We start from the raw sequence: 16,385 nt of genomic DNA, 5'->3' as shown, positions 1-16,385 counted from the left end.
GGTCTTACGGCTCAGAAAGCAGAATGAGGGTGCAAAAAATGAACAAAATTGCTAAAATAGTCCCGTGAAAAAGAAAACCGATACCTCCAATGTTGTAGATTTAGAAACCGTCAAGTCGACGATCCAGTCAACTACTGCGCCATCCGCAAAGTCGACTTCCGCCGTCAAGAAGCCAGCACAACCCCCCGTGGTTGAGGTTGAAGTGGAAGAGGCTTACCAACCTAAATCTGTATTCCAAGACCGTAATTGGAATAAAGGCCTTAAGTAATTCCAGTCTGCCTCAATTGACGCCCAATACTCATACTCGAGTATTAAGATGCCCTTATGGATGATTTAATCGAAAACCCCGAAGACGCATCGGCTGAGAAACAAAGCGCTGCTAAAAAAAGTACTTTAGTTAGCGTAGCAGTTAATCTCACCCTCACGGTATCCCAAGTTTTTGCTGGTCTACTTTCAGGGTCGCAAGGCTTGATCGCTGATGGTATTCACTCACTGACGGATCTGATTGCTGATTTTGTAGTTCTCTTTGCAAATCATCACAGTGCTAAAGATGCAGACGAAGATCATCATTACGGACATCAACGTTATGAAACTGCTGCTTCATTATTTCTAGGTATCTCTTTGTTAGTGGTTGCTTTGGGTATGCTGTGGAGTGCTGGCCATAAGATTGTCAATCCCATTGCCCCTAGTCAAATATCGATCTTGGCTTTGTATGTTGCTTTAGGCTCGCTGGTAGCCAAAGAGATCCTCTTCAGATACATGCTTGCAGTTGCGAAGCGAGTACGTTCGAGTATGTTGGTAGCCAATGCATGGCATGCACGCTCAGATGCCGCCTCTTCCTTGGTTGTCTCAGTAGGTATCGTGGGCGCCTTATTAGGTTTTCCTATTTTAGATTCAGTCGGCGCGCTCATTGTTGGTCTGATGATTATTCGAACCGGTTGGTCCTTTAGCTGGGATGCCTTAAATGATTTAATGGATCGTGCGGTATCTGAAGAAGAGCATCAACATATTGAGAAAATAATTCTGTCGACCGAAGGAGTCCTGGGTTGCCATGATCTGAGAACCCGTAAAATGGGCGATATGATTTTGGTCGACGTGCATATTGAAGTGGATGCCAATGCAACGGTTCAGGTCGGTCACGATATCGCGCTCACAGCTGCAAATCAGGTCAAAGCTGAATTGCCCGTACTGAATGTGATGACCCACATTGATCCGATATGACATCTTTAGCCTTTAACGGACGTCTCACTTCTTTATCGCATGGCGGTGGTTGTGGTTGCAAAATCGCTCCAGGTGTTCTCAGTGAAATTCTGCAGAATACTTCTCTGGGAAATATTCCTGCCGAACTCTTAGCGGGCTCGGATAACAATGAAGATGCTGCGGTCTATCAAATTAATGAGCATCAAGCAATTGTGGCGACAACCGATTTTTTTATGCCGATCGTCGATGACCCTTTTCAGTTTGGACGCATTGCCGCTACGAATGCTATCTCCGATATTTACGCAATGGGTGCTCAACCACTCTTTGCCTTGGCTTTATTGGGAATGCCTATCGACGTTATACCGCTGGAAGTGATTCAGAAAATTACGGCAGGTGGCACATCTGTTTGTGCAGAGGCAGGCATTATGGTTGCGGGCGGCCACTCAATTGATTCGGTTGAACCGATTTATGGCTTAGTAGTCATCGGTATTGTTGATCCAAAAAATCTCAAGCGGAATACAGGAGCGCAACTCGGGGATAGCATTATCTTGAGCAAGCCATTAGGTGTAGGTATATTGTCGGCAGCACTGAAAAAAGAACAGCTATCCGAAAAAGGTTATCAGGCCATGTTGGCCTTAACGACCCAACTCAATCGTCCTGGCCAAGCCTTGGCGCAGATGCCACAAGTTCACGCTTTAACCGATGTAACAGGCTTTGGTTTAGCGGGGCATTTATTAGAACTTGCGCGTGGAGCAAAACTGCAAGCCACCATTGATTGGGAGGCAATACCAATCATTGAAGAGGCTCTTGAACTTGTTCAACAAGATATTTTTACCGGGGCATCGACTCGTAATTGGACAAGCTATGGCAATGAAGTCAGTGCACCCAATTTACAGAATTGGCAGCGCAATCTGTTGAGTGATCCTCAGACGAGTGGTGGATTACTAATTGCTTGTGCGTCAGATGCTGAAGAAGAAGTTTTAGATCTTCTGTACAAGTCTGGATTTAATGCAGCTCAAAAAATTGGGAACTTCACAATTGGAACTGGCTTATTAGTAAATGCCTAACAGCCTAACTGGTCTGCTAGATCTAAAAAATTCTTAGTGTGATAGCTAGTAAAGCTTTCAATTGCAAGATCATCTCGCTGCACATTTTTCCCAAACTCGAGGGGCCTTTCGATAAAGGCAGTTTGTAATCCACACTTACTTGCTGCCAGAAGGTCGTCTTTGTGGGCCGCTACGAGCATCACTTCCTCAGGCGCAATATCAAAGGTACTTGCTACGCCTAAATAGGTTTCGGGATCAGGTTTGTAATGCCGAAAGACTTCAGCTGACAAAATGAGATCCCAAGGTAGCCCAGCATTTTTTGCCATATTGGCAAGCAAGCCTAAGTTGCCATTAGATAGAGTGACGATAGTGAATTTACTTTTCAGACGCGATAGTCCTGCGATCGTATCTTCCCAAGGTAGGAGGCGATGCCACACGAGATTGAGATGCTTTTTCTCGTCCTCAGATAAATGGGTGATAGCAAATTCGTTTAAGACGCCATCCAAAATCAATCTATGTAAGTCATCAATCTTGGTCCAAGGTAGTTCACCAGATCGCACTCGAGCCATAGCGGGCCGATAGCCATTGCGCCAGGCAGTAGCAAAAGCATCAGGATCAGCATTTAGGCCAATCCGTTTGACTTCAGCGGCAATCGAGCCATGCCAGTCCACAACAGTACCAAAAACATCAAAGGCAAGGACTTTAGGAAGAGGCTTCATGCTTTACTCAGTCTAGGTGGATATTTGAGGTCTTGACAACTTGGCGCCAACGAATCACTTCTTGGTTAACAAATTTGCCAAACTCTACTCGTGACATCTTAGGGGCGCTTGCGCCCATGGCGATCCAGCGCTCTTTGATTTCATCGGAATTAAGGGCCTGCTGCACGGCTGCTGCCATCTTATCGAGGATTACAGGGTTAGTGCCTTTTATGCCCCAGAGTGCATACCAACTGGCTACGTTGTAATTGGGCAGTCCTGCTTCAGCGGCGGTAGGGATGTCTGGAAAACCTTCCACCCTTTTGGGCGCTGCAACCGCGACCGCAATGATTTGACCATTTTTAATGAAGGGCCCAGCGGCTGCCAGGGTATCAAACATCATATCGAGCTGACCCGCAACCAAATCTTGCAGAGCAGGTCCAGCTCCCCGATAAGGCACGTGGGTGATATCGGTCTTAGTTAATTGTTTAAAAAGTTCACCAGCCAAATGTTGAGAAGTGCCATTGCCTGCTGAACCGTAGTTATATTTACCAGGATTCTTCTGAATGATTGCGATGATGGTTTTGAGATCAGTAGTACCAAACTTATTGGGATTGATCACAATGACTTGCGGCACGCTGCCTAGAACAGCAATCGGCTCAAAATCTTTTGTGATGTCATAACTGAGGTTAGGGTAGAGTGATTGCGCAATCGTGTGATGCACTGCGCCACCAAACCAGGTGTAACCATCGGGTGCCATTTTGGCTGCAATAGCGGCACCCAATGTACCTCCTGCACCACTCTTGTTATCGACAATGACTGAATCACCCAACTGGGTAGTGAGCTGTTTAGCAATAGGTCTCGTGAAAGCATCTACTGCGCCACCAGGAGCGAAGGGGTTAATAATAACAATCGTTTTATTGGGTGCGGGCCACGTCTCTGCTCCAATTGCTGGAGTAAGGGGGAGTAAAACTCCCGAAACCAATAAGAGAGTAAAAATCTTTTGTATTGCTTTATACATATTCAGCAACCTCAACGAGATTGCCATCAGGATCGCGTAGATAGATTGAGCGAATAGGCCCTAATGCACCACGACGAGAAACGGGTCCTACATCAATTGCAATATTGGCTTGCTTCAGATGAGCGATGACTTCATCGAGGGGTACTTTGCTAATAAGACAAAAATCGCCTGAACCTAGAGTAGGAACTTTAGCTTTGGTTGGAGTTTCAGTAGCGCGATCTTGTAGGTTAATTTTTTGTTGACCAAAAAGTAGGGCATAGCGAGGTTGCCCTTCAGGCCCTTTGAAGAATTCACGTTCAAAGCCAAATGCTTTTTCATAAAACTGGGTAGTAGTCTCAATATCGTTCACAGTCAGAACAAGGTGATCAACTCGATCAATCAAGGTATTCAAAATTCATCTCCTAAAAAAGGGGGGGTATCAACGAGATGATCGTAATGGTTTTGGAGCAGCTTATCTTGGGTGCAAACCCTAGTTTATCGGGGTCGTCACCATTTTTAGCTTCCCCAAGCTCAAGGGACAGGGGCTTGTGGGATTTAGTGGTTAAATAACAGAAAAGGGATGACCTAAAAAATCCCCGTTTGACCATATTGGAGTTAATGCATGAGTGAGACATATCGGATAGTGATTGTTGGTGGGGGTGCTGGCGGCCTAGAGTTGGCAACCAAGCTGGGCGACCGTTATGCCTCACGTCAAAGTGGTGGCAAAAAGGTGAGCGTAACCCTGATCGATCGCAACCGGACCCATATCTGGAAACCTAAGCTACACGAGATTGCTGCAGGTAGTATGGATCTGGGCGATCAAGAGCTCGATTACATTGCACAAGCCCATTGGCACCATTTCTCATTCAGGCTCGGCGAGTTAATCAATATTGATCGCAGCAAAGAGCAAATCCAAATTGCCGCCTTTATTGATGAGTCAGGAGAGCTCGTTACACCTGAGCAGTGGATCAAATACGATACCCTGATTATTGCCATTGGCAGTCTGACAAATGATTTCGGAACGCCTGGAGTAGAGCAATACTCGATTCGCCTAGAGTCACAGACTGATGCCAAGCGCTTTCACTTGAAGATGATCAATGCTTGCTTGCGGGCGCAAACTCAGACTACCCCTTTAGCGCCAGGCCAATTGCATGTGGCAATTATTGGAGCGGGTGCTACGGGAGTAGAGTTAGCTGCTGAACTACACCGTACGACTAGGGCAGTGATTTCTTATGGATTAGATCGCGTCGATCCCAATAAAGACCTCAAAGTCATTTTGCTTGAAGCTGCGCCTAGAATCTTGCCAGCCCTTTCGGAGCGGATCTCCAGTGCAGCAGAGAATCTCTTAGATGAGTTGGGTGTAGAGGTAATGACTAGCGCTAAGGTGGAAAAAGTATTGCCCCAGCAAATTTATCTAGCCAATGGCACTGTGATACCTGCTGAGCTTATCGTTTGGGCTGCAGGAGTCAAAGCGCCTGCATTCTTAAAAGACTTTGGTGGCCTTGAGACAAATCAAAGCAATCAGCTGACCGTACTACCCACTTTGCAAACTACTAGAGATCCCCATATTTTTGCAATGGGAGACTGTGCTGCTTGTCCTTGGGAAGAGGCTAATGGTGGAAAAGGCGGTATTGTTCCGCCTCGAGCACAAGCTGCGCATCAACAGGCTAGCCATATTTATAAAGAGATCGATAGCATCATTGCTGGCAAGCAACTCAAGGCCTATCACTATCGTGACTTTGGCTCGCTCGTTTCTCTGGGAGAATTTAGCAGTGTTGGCAGCATGATGGGTGGCTTGATTGGGGGCAGTCTCATGGTGGACGGCCTCTTTGCCAAGCTGATGTATTTGAGTCTCTACAAATTGCATCAGCTGGCACTGCATGGCTGGATCAAGGTAACGCTCGATACGATCAGTAGATTAATTCATCGTCGTACTGATTCGATTGTTAAATTACATTAGTACTTTCTGCTAGCTCAGTGATTCCAAGTAAATTTGAGCAGTTGCTCAAAAGGCTCTGGACTGATCGCCATTGGCCCTAGGAAAGGATGAATGTAGAGCAATAAGAAATAGAGCACACCCACAATCGTTAGGCCTAAAAATCCGATTAAGACTAAATGAGTACGCCCTGAATTCATTTTAAATAAACAGGAGAATAATAAAAAGACGAGTGAGCTGCTGATTAAGCCAATTCCTGCAGGAGGATCTAGAGCAAAACGGGCGCTATAAATTCGGCTACGTCTTAATTCAAGATATTCTGTAACCGTTTGCAGTAGTACTAAGTGTGCGTTAGCCTGACCCGCATTTTTTGGTTGAAAGCGAACAATATCGTTTTCAATTTTTAAGAATTTTTCATAAGTAGGAATGCTGAATTGATTTTTACTAAGTAAAGGCCATTCATCAGTAATGACCGATTGTGTGTAATCAATGAGAGCTGCTTTTTCCGCTCGGTCAATCTCCGGCGGAAGTGCAGAAAGTAGGCGATAAATATTATTGAGCTTACTAGCCTCTTTAAATGTGGCATCACTCACATTATTGTAGTTTTGCCAAACTAGCACTGTAATGAATGCGAATATCAGACTAAATACAACACCCATGGCGTTATAAATGTAGCCAGCATATTCAGAATCCTCGCCAAATAGATACTTTGGGGTAATTTTCTGAAATACAAAGTAGACTAAAAAGCAGAGTGATAAAACGATCGTAGATAGCCAAATACGAAGACCAATATCTGAAAATTGAAGTAGAAATTTGATCACCGCATAGTGCATAGTGTTCCCCGCATATATAAATAAATAGTATCTGGTAAATCTAGTCTGTTAGCATATTTTGACATTGCCCATTTAGCAAGTTTAATTTATAACGATAATGAAAAGTCCGTTTTCAGGCTTTAAGCCTGAAGCCTTTCAGTTTCTTGAGGCTTTAACCGAAAACCAAAACCGGATTTGGTTTGCTGAGCATCGCCATGAATATGAGCAATACGTTCGTGAGCCCATGAAGGGCTTTACAGTAGCGCTGTCTGATGCTTTGGCTAACAAAGATATCCCGCTTTGGGGGGATCCAAAAAAATCACTGTATCGAATCAATCGAGATGCTCGATTCTCTAAAGCCAAGCATCCTTACAATATGCATGCTAGTGGCTTATTTACCCGTACTGGTGATAAGTATTCCTCAGGTGTTTTATATTTCCGCCTTGATCCCCTGGGTTGCCGAGTTGCCGCCGGCTATTTGCAGCCAGAAAGTCATGTGCTTAAGAAGCTACGTTTGGACATTATGGGCAATCCCAAAGCTTGGCTAGCAATAGAGAAAGCTTTAAAGAAAAAAGGCTATGAGCTTGATTATTCAAATAGTCTTGCGCGCATCCCTCGGGGTCTAGAGAATGTTCCGGAGGAGGTAGAAAAAGCCGTTAAGTTGAAGGGCTGGATTGTTCGCAAACCTTTGCCCCGTTCAGTGATTTACTCAAATACACTCCTAAAAGAGATCACGGGATTTGCTGCCGATTTATTGCCACTCCTCAGTTTTGGATGGCATGCCTTGGAGGGTATGTAGCTCAGCGGGCTTGCTGAAATCTAATTAGAATACCCTTTTAGGAGAATTCTATGCAAGCCTATCTCTATACCGCGTTTATCACCTTACTTACTGTAGCGCTGTTATTTGCAGTGACTTTCAATGTCGGTAGAGCGCGTGGCAAATATCAAATTAAAGCCCCTGCAGTACTAGGGCATGAGATGTTTGAACGGGCTTATCGTATTCAGCTCAATACGATTGAAAATGTTTTGATGTTTTTGCCTGCCTTATGGCTATACGCTATTTTCATTGGCGATAAGGGTGCAGGAGACTCTGGGATGATTTGGCTGCTTGGCCGCATTTGGTATGCCATTGCCTATCAAACTAACCCGGCTAAACGAGGGTACGGCTTTCTGCTCTCTCTACTGGTCATCGTAGGACTTTGGTTAGGTGCTGCTTACGGTATTTATGGGGCATATCTCAAAGCCTAGTCGCTATTGATCTGATATGAAAACCTGGCGAATGCAGCGCAACTGCGCACTGACACCGAAACAGCTCTTTCAGTTTTACGCTGTCCTGGTCTTTTTCTCCCTGCTAGTGGGCATAGGCTTTCTGATTGTGGGGATATGGATGATCATCATCTTTACCTGTATTGAGTTGTGCGCACTGACCTTAGGCTTTTTAATCTATGCACGACACGCCCTCGATTTTGAGGAGATACAGATTGATGGTACGGTTCTCAAGATTACTAAATTCATTGGCAGTAAAACCAAAGAATATAAATTCAATAGTCGTTGGACCCAAATACTACTTTCTAGGGATAAGCCCAAAATCTTTGTACTGAGCTCAGAGAAAGAAAACATCGAGCTCGGGCAGTTTGTCAGACAAGATCAACTACCCCAGTTAATTTCTGAAATTAAGGCTTGTTTAGGTTAGATGCTGATTGCTCGACTACAGATCAAGCTTTTTAATCCGGTCACTTTTTGAAGTTCTTTGATAGAAAGAATCTGGCTTGGTCTTTACCCAGCCAATAAATTTTTGCATATCTGGATGTTCTTTGAGTGACTCTGCCGTATTGAGTTTCCTGGCAAGCTCTGTCTCGTTAAACAGAGCATGAATTTGCCGATGACAGATCCGATGCAGATACTCCGTTGCCTTACCTCCTTTGGATTTAGGGATGAGGTGATGAGCATCTTTTTGTGACTGCGGGATTGCTCTATCGCAAATGGGGCAGATGATGGGGCTTGCCTGCACCGTCTTCGAGGGCTCAGACTCAATCAATTTTTTCCGAATCTTACCGAGCATATTTTTCTAATGAAAAGCACTGTCCTAGAGAAAAGCCTTCACTCAGCTAGCGCATATTGCTTCAAAGTTTCGAGAGGAACCGTTTTGAGTGCATTGATATGCGTGCTCTCCAGTTTAATTTGTGGGGCGCAATCGGCTGCTAGTGCTTCTGCCCAGCGACTAATACACAAACACCATTGATCACCTGAGACTAGCCCCGGAAACTGAAATTCCGGTCGTGGGGTGATGAGGTCATTTCCTCTCTCAAGACTAAATTGCAGGAATGGTTTGGAGACAATCGCGCAGACCAGGTGTCTACCAAGATCGTTGTCATCAGTTTTGCAGCAGCCGTCTCGAAAGAAGCCAGTTAAGGGGTCAAAAGAGCAGGGAACTAGGGGCTCGCCCAGTACGTTTAGAGCAACTTCTTTGGTCATTGCTACTTTCGGTAGTGTTGAGTGCGTGAGTTATCTAATCAGACTCCTAAGTGTAAGAAAAAACGCCTAAATTTGCTTGAAATGGGGCTTACAGCAAGAATTTCGGGTTGGATTCATAATTGAGGCAGTCAGATCAAGCCTCAGGGCTTTCAGGAGAGACAGGATGATTAAGGCAATTCGGATTAAATTAGCGCGCTGGATTTTGGGGCATCACTGCCCTTGCTATCAAATGGGCTATCACTCGATGGTCGATTTTCAGCAAAGAAGCGCAGACAAGCTGAAAGAATCTCAAAAGAATAGCCATTAAGGCTAGCTAACGCACCAATGAGAATAGAAGATACCGATCCAGCCAGACATGCTGCTATTGAGTACCCCATGGAAGTGGGGGCGCCTGTCTTTGCTCCTATTAAAGTAGTCGAGGAGAAAGATAAGGCAGTCAATGTCGCTCGGCAAAATGCCAAGCTAGAATACGACCGCATCATGGAGCAGGCAGAGGTCTTAATGAAGCAGGCACGAGCCTTGCAAGCCAGACTCGATGCTACTGAGATGGTTCACTGTGCTAAGTTTGGTTTTAATCCGATTCATGGCAAAACCTATTACCTGTATTACGATGGCCGTAACGCAGTCAATATGCTGATTCAGAATGCGCCCAATAATTGGAGTTGCGGTATTCCAGATAACTGGTCTTATTTGATGGCAGTCAAAAAGTTGGGTGATAGCACCTGGGCTATTGTTGAAGAAGAGCAATAAGAAACTCGTTCTTATCCTCGGGGATCAACTCGATTTAAACGGAGCGGCCCTAAAAGGATTTGATTCACAGCATGATCAAATCATCATGGTGGAGTCAGCCAATGAGGCCCAATATGTCTGGTCTCATAAAGCCAAGATTGCATTATTTCTATCGGCCATGCGGCACTTTGCGCAGAAGCTCAAAGATAAAAAATATCCTCTGGCTTACTACTCAGAGTCTTCTAAGACGATTACAGAGGTGCTGCGCGAGCATTTGACTCAAAATCAGATTCAACATCTGGTATGCGTTGAGCCAGGCGAGTGGCGGCTCAAACAAGCGATTGAAGATTTAGCATCAGAATTCAAAATCCAGCTCGATATGCGGGAAGACAGCCACTTCTTTTGTACGCATGCCGAGTTTCGTGAATGGGCAGCGAATAAAAAAGAATTACGCTTAGAGTATTTCTATCGCTTAATGCGCAAGAAATATTCCATCTTGGTTGATGCTGAAGGCAACCCTGAGGGCGGGCAATGGAATTTTGATCAAGATAATCGCAAGCCCTATCCCAAGAAGGGCCCTGGGATTACCGATGCCCCCGCTGAATTTAAACCCGATGCGATTACGCAAGAAGTCATCAAATACGTTAATCAAACCTATCCGGAGCACCCTGGCTCTTTAGATCAATTCCACTGGCCTGTTAGCCGAGAGCAGGCATTAAAAGCGCTCGATTATTTTGTTGAATACCGCTTGCGTAACTTTGGTATTTTTCAGGATGCGATGTGGACGGATACGCCTTTTGGTTGGCACTCCCTGTTATCGAGCTCATTAAATCTGAAGCTCCTCAATCCGCGCGAAGTGATTGATGCGGTACTGAAGGCCTGGAAAAAAAACGCTCTTGATCTATCCAATATCGAGGGCTTTATACGTCAGATTTTGGGTTGGCGCGAGTTTGTCAGAGGAATGTATTACCTTGATATGCCGCAGATGGCCCAAGATAATTTTTATGATCATCAACGATCACTACCCAAGTGGTATTGGACAGGCGACACTCAAATGCACTGCATGAAGGATACGGTTGGTCAAACTCTACAGTATGGCTATGCACATCACATTCAGCGCTTGATGGTTACCGGTAACTTTGGACTCTTAGCAGAGATCTTGCCCTCAGCAGTATGTGATTGGTACTTGGCAGTGTATGTTGATGCGATCGAGTGGGTGGAATTGCCTAATACCGCTGGCATGGCACTATTTGCTAATGGTGGGCGCTTTACGAGTAAGCCCTATATTGCTAGTGGCGCTTATATCAAGCGCATGAGTAATTACTGCAGCTCTTGCAAATACAAACCGGATGTGCGCTTCGGTGAAACCGCATGCCCCGTGACCAATTTGTACTGGAATTTTTTGATTAAGCACCGCAAACAATTTGATGGCAACCCTCGCACGCGTTTGATGACGGCTAATTTAAACAAGATTAGTCCTGAGGATCAAAAACAAATCACCTTACATGCACAGCATATTTTGAATCATCTAGATGAGCTCTAAATCCAGCACATCCTTCAAAGGCAACAAATCTTTTCTACCTAGCAAGATCTGCGTGGTCTGTAAAAAAGAAATGGCCTGGAGAAAATCCTGGGCTAAGAATTGGGAAGAGGTGAAGTATTGTTCTGAGGCTTGTAAAAAGAAAAAGCCCAGCAATAGCCAGGCTTCTTCTTGAGGACTTATCAAACTCTTAGTGGACTACTAATTCAGGCTCGGGAACTGAAGAGCGAATCAGGTAATCAAATGCCCCTAAAGAAGCCTTGGCACCTTCACCCATGGAGATGATGATTTGCTTATAGGGCACAGTAGTGCAATCGCCTGCTGCAAAGACGCCCGGCAATGAGGTTTCACCCTTATCGCTAATCAAAATCTCACCACGGGGTGATAAATCAACCGTACCTTTGAGCCAATCGGTATTAGGCAACAAGCCAATCTGTACAAAGATGCCTTCAAGTTCAATCACATGCTCGCTGTCCTTATTACGATCTTTATAGCGCAGGCCATTAATCTTCTTGCCATCGCCCAGTGCTTCGGTAGTTAGCGCACTAGTCAGTACTGTGACGTTCGGCAAGCTGTTGAGCTTGTTTTGAAGAACGGCATCTGCCCGCAATTTGCTATCAAACTCAATCAGGGTCACGTGACTAACAATGCCGGCCAAATCAATGGCAGCCTCTACGCCAGAGTTACCGCCCCCAATCACTGCCACACGCTTGCCTTTGTATAAGGGACCATCGCAGTGTGGGCAATAGGCTACGCCTTTATTACGATACTCGTCTTCGCCAGGTACGTTCATTGATCTCCAGCGAGCGCCGGTACTAATGATCATGGATTTGCTTTTGAGGATCGCACCATTCTCAAGCTCGACCTCTAAACCTGCATCGCTCTTGCGCAAGGCTTTAGCACGTTGCAAATTCATGATGTCGACATCATAGCTTTTGACGTTTTGCTCCAAAGCCTGAGTTAGCTTAGGTCCCTCGGTTTCTTTAACGGAGATGAGGTTCTCAATACCGAGCGTATCCATCAGTTGACCGCCGAAGCGCTCAGCAATGATGCCCGTCCGAATACCCTTACGGGCTGAATAGATTGCTGCAGCAGATCCTGCAGGGCCGCCACCAATAATCAGCATGTCGAATGGTTCTTTAGCACTGAGTTTCTTGGCGACTTCTTTAGCATTACCGCTATCCAGTTTGGCGACGATCTCTTCTACAGTCATACGGCCTTGACCATACACTTCACCATTGAGAATCACGGTAGGCACAGCCATGATTTGGTATTGATCTACCAAACCTTGATAAAGGGCACCATCGATCATTTCATGTTCGATATTGGGATTGAGTGCAGCCATCAAGTTGAGGGCCTGAACCACGTCAGGGCAGTTGTGGCAAGACAGGGAGATAAAGGTCTGAAAGCGCATCTTTTCTGATAAACCACGGATGCTATCTAAGACCTCTTCTTCCACTTTAGGTGGATAGCCACTTGCTTGCAGGATGGCTAATATGAAAGAAGTCATCTCATGGCCCATGGGCAAGCCAGCAAAAGTAATACGAGCCGCATCTCCCGTCTTAGCCACGGTAAAGCTGGGCTTATGCTCACCATTACCATCAGTATTGACAGTAATCTTGTCTGACTGCTCAGCAACTTCATTTAAGAGCTCAAGCATTTCAGCTGATTTGGGATCGTCATTCAGACTCGCCGTCAAAACGATAGGGTCAACGATTCTCTCGAAGTAGGTTTTTAATTGAGCCTTAATGTTGCTATCTAACATGATGTTTTCCTTTGCTTCCTGTATTTCTGATGAGTCTATTGGAGAGTACTTTTGATCCTCTCCAATAGACTCTCCGAAGAGAGTCTGTCTGGCTAATACAAATTAATACAAACTACAACAAACCTAAACTTAGATCTTGCCTACGAGATCCAAAGATGGTGTCAAAGTTGCTTCGCCTTCTTTCCACTTGGCTGGGCATACTTCGCCTGGGTGAGCAGCGGTGTACTGAGCAGCCTTCAACTTACGCAATGTTTCGGAAACGTCACGAGCGATTTCATTAGAGTGAATTTCTGCAGTCTTGATAACGCCTTCAGGATTGATGATGAAGGTGCCACGCAATGCCAGGCCTGCTTCAGGAATGTGCACGCCAAAGGCATTGGTCAAAGTATGGGTTGGATCGCCAACCAATGGGAACTTCGCTTTACCTACTGCAGGTGAAGTCTCGTGCCACACTTTATGTGAAAAATGGGTATCAGTAGTGATGATATAAACTTCAGCGCCCATCTTTTGGAAGGCGGCATAGTTGTCAGCTGCATCTTCAATTTCGGTAGGGCAATTGAATGTGAAAGCTGCTGGCATAAAAATAAATACAGACCACTTGCCTTTGATGCTCTCGTCAGAAACGGTAACGAACTTACCGTTGTGGAAAGCTTCAGTCTTAAATGGCTGAACTTGAGTATTAATAATGGACATAGAGTTCCTTTCTGGGTTTACAAATGAGTTACAACGGGATCCATTCTGCGGGAAGGGGGCCAAGCCGTCCAATGAATAATATTTATGGAAGCTATCAGTTATTTATATTGATAGCTAAAAACTATAATTATGACAGAATTGTCATAGCCAAAATTGATAAGCCCCTGAAAATAAGGGGCTTTTTAGTGGATGAATTAGTCTTGCAACAGGCTTCTGAGCATCCAAGCGGTCTTCTCATGGATATTTTGACGCTGGGTTAGTAGGTCGGCGGTGGGTTGATCGCCGGCTTTTTCCACCAAGGGGAAGAGCTTGCGAGCAGTTTTAGACGTCGCTTCCTGGGCTTTAACCAAAAGTTTGACCATTTCCATAGCCTTGGGTACGCCCGATACCTCATCAATCGAAGTGAGTTTGCTGTATTCCTTATAGGTGGCCGGAGCTGGCTCACCTAGGGCACGAATACGTTCTGCAATCAGATCGAGTGCAGCCCACTGCTCGGTGTATTGGGTCATGAACATCAAATGCAAGGTATTGAACATGGGGCCTGTCACATTCCAGTGAAAGTTATGTGTCATCAGGTACAGGGTATAGCTGTCCGCTAATAGCTTAGAGAGACCTTCAGCAATCGCTTTGCGATCTTTCTCATCAATACCAATATCAATTTTTGTGCTCATGACATGCTCCGTCTGTTTGGGGTGAAATTCATTATGAATCGCTTTGTTACTTAAGGCTATTTTTCACATCAATAAATATAAAACTTATTTATAAAAAAGGGTGTTAATCTGAAGTGAATCACTACTCCGTGCCCTCTATTGGGGTTGAGGCTATCTACAGATTGGCTCATTCATTTCATTACACAAGGGCAAATCATGGCAGCTGGACAAAATCAAAGAAATAGAAAAAATGACCCTATGCTCACAAAGACTGGGAAAACGCGTCTTTACCCACTCAATTTGACACAATTAAAAACCCTATTGGAAAAGAGCACTAAGCCAAAAGAAAAGGGCATGATTCTGCGAGCTATTGCATTACGCGAAGTGGCGATTAAAATTGCTTAACAGTCCAAAACTAAAGGGGTAAGCATGTCAGCAAATCACGTTGTTATCTGGGTAGATCACAGAGAAGCCCATGTACTGTATTTTGATGCTAGCTTGAATCAGATGATTAAGGCTGATAGTGCACACCCCCATCTGCATCACAAGGCAAATGAAATCGGCAGCGGCAATGCGCCCGATGAGCATGCTTTCTTTCATAAAGTGATTAGTGCTGTGAAAGATGTGCATGAGATCCTGATTGTTGGCCCAGGATCAGCCAAGAATGAATTGCATAAACATGCCGTAGCGCACGATTCTGCAATTGCAAAGAAAATTGTCGGTGTGGAAACGGTGGATCATCCCACTGATGGTCAAGTATTAAATTTTGCTAAGAAATATTTTCAAAAGATTGACCAATTAAAAGGCATTTAGTCGTCGTTAATTAATTTCTTGATTTAATACACCATGAAACCATTTTTTGCCAAGCTATTTGATATTTTCACGATCATTGCCACGCTCTCTTTTGTTGCAGGCGTAATCCTATTTGCGGTTGATAGTAATAACCGAAATGGCAGCGGTAACCAATCCACCTTCTTTATATCTGAAGTGCTTTGGTTTGCTGCCATCATTGCCTTGAACTATGTAGCCTTAGGGAAGGCCACTTTGTGGAATGGTAAGCGACATCAGAATCAGGATCCAAAACAATAGCCACCCGAGGGTGGCTATTGGCTGATCGAATACCGCTTTACTTAATCCAGCGGATAAAGTGATCCTTAGCACGACGCACCTTCTTGAGATTGACTAACCAATCTTCATCGGCCTTGCGATAACCCAGGGGAAGCATCACAACACTGCGTAAGCCTTGGGATTTCAGATCCAAAATCTCATCAAGGGCTTTAGGATCGAAGCCTTCCATTGGTGTGCTGTCGACCGCTTCATAAGCTGCTGCAATGAGGGCGGTGCCCAGACCAATATAGGCTTGCTTAGCAGCGTGCGTGAAATTGACTTCAGGATCTCGTGCTGGGTAATTTTTCAAGAGCATCTGGCGATAAGCATTGCCCGTTTCAGTCTTGATGTCGCGAATCTCCTCGGTCATATCAAATGCTTGATTAATCCGGTCGGCTGTATAAGTATCCCAAGCCGCAAATACCAGCAAATGGGAGCAATCGGTGATCTGTGATTGATCATTAGCAATAGCCCTGATCTTGGTGCGAATCTCGGGGTTGGTGATCACCAATACTTCATAAGGTTGAAGTCCGCTTGAGCTGGCCGTTAGGCGGATAGCTTCCAGGATTTGATCCAGCTTTTCTTGTGGCACTGCTTTGCTCAAATCCATTTTCTTCGTAGCATAGCGCCACTGTAATTTCTCGATTAGGCTCATTTCGTCCTCTAGGCTTTGTGAGTGAAGCGTAAGCTACTATTTTAGATTAACTTAGGCTAGGGCACCCAAGAATCGCAGGCAG

The 16,385-nt window shown here is 45.0% G+C and carries 24 protein-coding genes; 14 read left to right on the top strand and 10 right to left on the bottom strand.

The genetic code is table 11. The annotated features are described in order from the left end of the window. Positions 1 to 64 precede the first annotated feature (64 nt). Genes Pas1_RS07145 through selD form a run of 3 tightly spaced genes read left to right on the top strand, consistent with a single transcriptional unit; the run spans position 65 to position 2,267 of the window. On the top strand, positions 65 to 268 hold the full coding sequence (locus tag Pas1_RS07145) for a hypothetical protein (RefSeq protein ID WP_112203174.1): 204 nt from the start codon (positions 65 to 67) through the stop codon (positions 266 to 268). Between the two features lie 56 nt (positions 269 to 324). Further along, positions 325 to 1,221 (top strand): cation diffusion facilitator family transporter, encoded by an 897-nt coding sequence (locus Pas1_RS07140; protein ID WP_112294879.1) that lies wholly within the window; start codon positions 325 to 327, stop codon positions 1,219 to 1,221. Beyond that, on the top strand, positions 1,218 to 2,267 hold the full coding sequence (selD, locus tag Pas1_RS07135) for a selenide, water dikinase SelD (RefSeq protein ID WP_112294878.1): 1,050 nt from the start codon (positions 1,218 to 1,220) through the stop codon (positions 2,265 to 2,267). Before Pas1_RS07140 ends, selD begins: the two co-directional genes overlap by 4 nt. Here the strand turns inward: selD and Pas1_RS07130 are convergent. Genes Pas1_RS07130 through Pas1_RS07120 form a run of 3 tightly spaced genes read right to left on the bottom strand, consistent with a single transcriptional unit; the run spans position 2,264 to position 4,353 of the window. Beyond that, entirely contained in the window at positions 2,264 to 2,965 is a 702-nt protein-coding gene (locus Pas1_RS07130; protein ID WP_112294877.1) for a haloacid dehalogenase type II, read from the bottom strand. The two genes, selD and Pas1_RS07130, sit on opposite strands and share 4 nt — an antisense overlap. A gap of 7 nt (positions 2,966 to 2,972) precedes the next feature. Further along, positions 2,973 to 3,989 carry a tripartite tricarboxylate transporter substrate binding protein gene (locus Pas1_RS07125; protein ID WP_225971599.1) on the bottom strand — a complete coding sequence of 339 codons (1,017 nt, stop codon included), beginning with the start codon at positions 3,987 to 3,989 and terminating at the stop codon, positions 2,973 to 2,975. Further along, the gene (locus Pas1_RS07120; RefSeq protein WP_112203186.1) at positions 3,955 to 4,353 is read right to left on the bottom strand and encodes a VOC family protein; all 399 of its coding nucleotides are present in this window, start codon (positions 4,351 to 4,353) and stop codon (positions 3,955 to 3,957) included. The genes Pas1_RS07125 and Pas1_RS07120 overlap by 35 nt, the downstream gene beginning before the upstream one ends. 210 nt (positions 4,354 to 4,563) lie before the next feature. On the opposite strand from Pas1_RS07120, the gene Pas1_RS07115 reads away from it, so the two are divergent. Continuing rightward, positions 4,564 to 5,901 (top strand): NAD(P)/FAD-dependent oxidoreductase, encoded by a 1,338-nt coding sequence (locus Pas1_RS07115; RefSeq protein WP_112294876.1) that lies wholly within the window; start codon positions 4,564 to 4,566, stop codon positions 5,899 to 5,901. A 14-nt stretch (positions 5,902 to 5,915) separates the two neighbouring features. Here Pas1_RS07115 and Pas1_RS07110 read toward each other — a convergent pair whose 3' ends face one another. Next, the gene (locus Pas1_RS07110) at positions 5,916 to 6,698 is read right to left on the bottom strand and encodes a bestrophin-like domain (protein WP_158525995.1); all 783 of its coding nucleotides are present in this window, start codon (positions 6,696 to 6,698) and stop codon (positions 5,916 to 5,918) included. Between the two features lie 109 nt (positions 6,699 to 6,807). On the opposite strand from Pas1_RS07110, the gene Pas1_RS07105 reads away from it, so the two are divergent. From Pas1_RS07105 to Pas1_RS07095, 3 genes are read left to right on the top strand one after another with little or no spacing between them, the layout of a single operon-like run. Beyond that, the gene (locus Pas1_RS07105) at positions 6,808 to 7,488 is read left to right on the top strand and encodes a DUF2461 domain-containing protein (protein ID WP_112294874.1); all 681 of its coding nucleotides are present in this window, start codon (positions 6,808 to 6,810) and stop codon (positions 7,486 to 7,488) included. A 50-nt stretch (positions 7,489 to 7,538) separates the two neighbouring features. After that, a complete protein-coding gene (locus Pas1_RS07100; RefSeq protein ID WP_112294873.1) occupies positions 7,539 to 7,937 on the top strand; it encodes an MAPEG family protein in 399 nt (132 codons plus the stop codon). Positions 7,938 to 7,953: 16 nt separating this feature from the next. Then, positions 7,954 to 8,382, top strand: a complete 429-nt coding sequence (locus Pas1_RS07095) for a DUF2244 domain-containing protein (protein ID WP_112208885.1) — start codon at positions 7,954 to 7,956, stop codon at positions 8,380 to 8,382. Positions 8,383 to 8,397: 15 nt separating this feature from the next. Here Pas1_RS07095 and Pas1_RS07090 read toward each other — a convergent pair whose 3' ends face one another. Beyond that, positions 8,398 to 8,751, bottom strand: coding sequence for an HNH endonuclease (locus Pas1_RS07090; RefSeq protein WP_112208886.1), 354 nt, complete (start codon positions 8,749 to 8,751; stop codon positions 8,398 to 8,400). A gap of 38 nt (positions 8,752 to 8,789) precedes the next feature. Beyond that, positions 8,790 to 9,164, bottom strand: a complete 375-nt coding sequence (locus Pas1_RS07085) for a DUF2237 family protein (protein ID WP_112208887.1) — start codon at positions 9,162 to 9,164, stop codon at positions 8,790 to 8,792. A gap of 163 nt (positions 9,165 to 9,327) precedes the next feature. Here Pas1_RS07085 and Pas1_RS09655 point away from each other — a divergent pair, with 163 nt between their 5' ends. The 4 genes from Pas1_RS09655 to Pas1_RS09885 are packed head-to-tail and all read left to right on the top strand — an operon-like array spanning position 9,328 to position 11,608. Then, on the top strand, positions 9,328 to 9,471 hold the full coding sequence (locus tag Pas1_RS09655) for a hypothetical protein (protein ID WP_158525170.1): 144 nt from the start codon (positions 9,328 to 9,330) through the stop codon (positions 9,469 to 9,471). A gap of 17 nt (positions 9,472 to 9,488) precedes the next feature. Next, positions 9,489 to 9,914 (top strand): DUF2452 domain-containing protein, encoded by a 426-nt coding sequence (locus Pas1_RS07080; protein ID WP_112208888.1) that lies wholly within the window; start codon positions 9,489 to 9,491, stop codon positions 9,912 to 9,914. After that, positions 9,898 to 11,436 carry a cryptochrome/photolyase family protein gene (locus tag Pas1_RS07075; protein WP_225971598.1) on the top strand — a complete coding sequence of 513 codons (1,539 nt, stop codon included), beginning with the start codon at positions 9,898 to 9,900 and terminating at the stop codon, positions 11,434 to 11,436. The genes Pas1_RS07080 and Pas1_RS07075 overlap by 17 nt, the downstream gene beginning before the upstream one ends. After that, positions 11,426 to 11,608 carry a DUF2256 domain-containing protein gene (locus Pas1_RS09885; RefSeq protein ID WP_112294872.1) on the top strand — a complete coding sequence of 61 codons (183 nt, stop codon included), beginning with the start codon at positions 11,426 to 11,428 and terminating at the stop codon, positions 11,606 to 11,608. The genes Pas1_RS07075 and Pas1_RS09885 overlap by 11 nt, the downstream gene beginning before the upstream one ends. A 15-nt stretch (positions 11,609 to 11,623) precedes the next feature. Here the strand turns inward: Pas1_RS09885 and ahpF are convergent, their stop codons facing one another. The 3 genes from ahpF to Pas1_RS07055 all read right to left on the bottom strand — a co-directional run bounded on the left by ahpF (position 11,624) and on the right by Pas1_RS07055 (position 14,562). Further along, complete coding sequence (gene ahpF, locus Pas1_RS07065; protein ID WP_112294871.1) at positions 11,624 to 13,198, bottom strand: alkyl hydroperoxide reductase subunit F; 1,575 nt, start codon at positions 13,196 to 13,198, stop codon at positions 11,624 to 11,626. Positions 13,199 to 13,327: 129 nt separating this feature from the next. After that, a complete protein-coding gene (gene ahpC / locus Pas1_RS07060; protein WP_112203194.1) occupies positions 13,328 to 13,891 on the bottom strand; it encodes an alkyl hydroperoxide reductase subunit C in 564 nt (187 codons plus the stop codon). Between the two features lie 194 nt (positions 13,892 to 14,085). Further along, entirely contained in the window at positions 14,086 to 14,562 is a 477-nt protein-coding gene (locus Pas1_RS07055) for a Dps family protein (protein ID WP_112203196.1), read from the bottom strand. A 195-nt stretch (positions 14,563 to 14,757) separates the two neighbouring features. Between Pas1_RS07055 and Pas1_RS07050 the strand changes: the two genes are divergently transcribed. From Pas1_RS07050 to Pas1_RS07040, 3 genes are read left to right on the top strand one after another with little or no spacing between them, the layout of a single operon-like run. Continuing rightward, complete coding sequence (locus Pas1_RS07050) at positions 14,758 to 14,946, top strand: hypothetical protein (protein WP_112203198.1); 189 nt, start codon at positions 14,758 to 14,760, stop codon at positions 14,944 to 14,946. A 24-nt stretch (positions 14,947 to 14,970) separates the two neighbouring features. Continuing rightward, positions 14,971 to 15,354, top strand: coding sequence for a translational machinery protein (locus Pas1_RS07045; RefSeq protein ID WP_112294870.1), 384 nt, complete (start codon positions 14,971 to 14,973; stop codon positions 15,352 to 15,354). A 33-nt stretch (positions 15,355 to 15,387) separates the two neighbouring features. Then, entirely contained in the window at positions 15,388 to 15,630 is a 243-nt protein-coding gene (locus Pas1_RS07040; protein WP_112294869.1) for a hypothetical protein, read from the top strand. Positions 15,631 to 15,667: 37 nt separating this feature from the next. Here the strand turns inward: Pas1_RS07040 and Pas1_RS07035 are convergent, their stop codons facing one another. Next, the gene (locus tag Pas1_RS07035) at positions 15,668 to 16,303 is read right to left on the bottom strand and encodes an NAD(P)H-dependent oxidoreductase (protein ID WP_112208892.1); all 636 of its coding nucleotides are present in this window, start codon (positions 16,301 to 16,303) and stop codon (positions 15,668 to 15,670) included. Between the last annotated feature and the right edge of the window lie 82 nt (positions 16,304 to 16,385).

Origin of the sequence: Polynucleobacter paneuropaeus (assembly GCF_003261235.1) — a bacterium.
In the GTDB taxonomy this organism is placed as follows: domain Bacteria; phylum Pseudomonadota; class Gammaproteobacteria; order Burkholderiales; family Burkholderiaceae; genus Polynucleobacter; species Polynucleobacter paneuropaeus.
The sequence above is the reverse complement of the archived record's forward strand: the minus strand, read 5'-3'. Positions and strand labels throughout refer to the sequence as shown.

Excerpts from the sequence above, each read along its gene's own strand:
- Pas1_RS07055 (WP_112203196.1), bottom strand. The coding sequence starts at position 14,562 with ATGAGCACAAAAATTGATATTGGTATTGATGAGAAAGATCGCAAAGCG.
- Pas1_RS07140 (WP_112294879.1), top strand. The coding sequence starts at position 325 with ATGGATGATTTAATCGAAAACCCCGAAGACGCATCGGCTGAGAAACAA.
- Pas1_RS07035 (WP_112208892.1), bottom strand. The coding sequence starts at position 16,303 with ATGAGCCTAATCGAGAAATTACAGTGGCGCTATGCTACGAAGAAAATG.
- Pas1_RS07085 (WP_112208887.1), bottom strand. The coding sequence starts at position 9,164 with ATGACCAAAGAAGTTGCTCTAAACGTACTGGGCGAGCCCCTAGTTCCC.
- Pas1_RS07050 (WP_112203198.1), top strand. The coding sequence starts at position 14,758 with ATGGCAGCTGGACAAAATCAAAGAAATAGAAAAAATGACCCTATGCTC.
- Pas1_RS07045 (WP_112294870.1), top strand. The coding sequence starts at position 14,971 with ATGTCAGCAAATCACGTTGTTATCTGGGTAGATCACAGAGAAGCCCAT.
- Pas1_RS07125 (WP_225971599.1), bottom strand. The coding sequence starts at position 3,989 with ATGGCAATCTCGTTGAGGTTGCTGAATATGTATAAAGCAATACAAAAG.
- Pas1_RS07095 (WP_112208885.1), top strand. The coding sequence starts at position 7,954 with ATGAAAACCTGGCGAATGCAGCGCAACTGCGCACTGACACCGAAACAG.
- Pas1_RS07105 (WP_112294874.1), top strand. The coding sequence starts at position 6,808 with ATGAAAAGTCCGTTTTCAGGCTTTAAGCCTGAAGCCTTTCAGTTTCTT.
- Pas1_RS07090 (WP_112208886.1), bottom strand. The coding sequence starts at position 8,751 with ATGCTCGGTAAGATTCGGAAAAAATTGATTGAGTCTGAGCCCTCGAAG.
- ahpF (WP_112294871.1), bottom strand. The coding sequence starts at position 13,198 with ATGTTAGATAGCAACATTAAGGCTCAATTAAAAACCTACTTCGAGAGA.
- Pas1_RS07040 (WP_112294869.1), top strand. The coding sequence starts at position 15,388 with ATGAAACCATTTTTTGCCAAGCTATTTGATATTTTCACGATCATTGCC.
- selD (WP_112294878.1), top strand. The coding sequence starts at position 1,218 with ATGACATCTTTAGCCTTTAACGGACGTCTCACTTCTTTATCGCATGGC.
- Pas1_RS07100 (WP_112294873.1), top strand. The coding sequence starts at position 7,539 with ATGCAAGCCTATCTCTATACCGCGTTTATCACCTTACTTACTGTAGCG.
- Pas1_RS09885 (WP_112294872.1), top strand. The coding sequence starts at position 11,426 with ATGAGCTCTAAATCCAGCACATCCTTCAAAGGCAACAAATCTTTTCTA.
- Pas1_RS07130 (WP_112294877.1), bottom strand. The coding sequence starts at position 2,965 with ATGAAGCCTCTTCCTAAAGTCCTTGCCTTTGATGTTTTTGGTACTGTT.
- Pas1_RS07115 (WP_112294876.1), top strand. The coding sequence starts at position 4,564 with ATGAGTGAGACATATCGGATAGTGATTGTTGGTGGGGGTGCTGGCGGC.
- Pas1_RS07080 (WP_112208888.1), top strand. The coding sequence starts at position 9,489 with ATGAGAATAGAAGATACCGATCCAGCCAGACATGCTGCTATTGAGTAC.
- Pas1_RS09655 (WP_158525170.1), top strand. The coding sequence starts at position 9,328 with ATGATTAAGGCAATTCGGATTAAATTAGCGCGCTGGATTTTGGGGCAT.
- ahpC (WP_112203194.1), bottom strand. The coding sequence starts at position 13,891 with ATGTCCATTATTAATACTCAAGTTCAGCCATTTAAGACTGAAGCTTTC.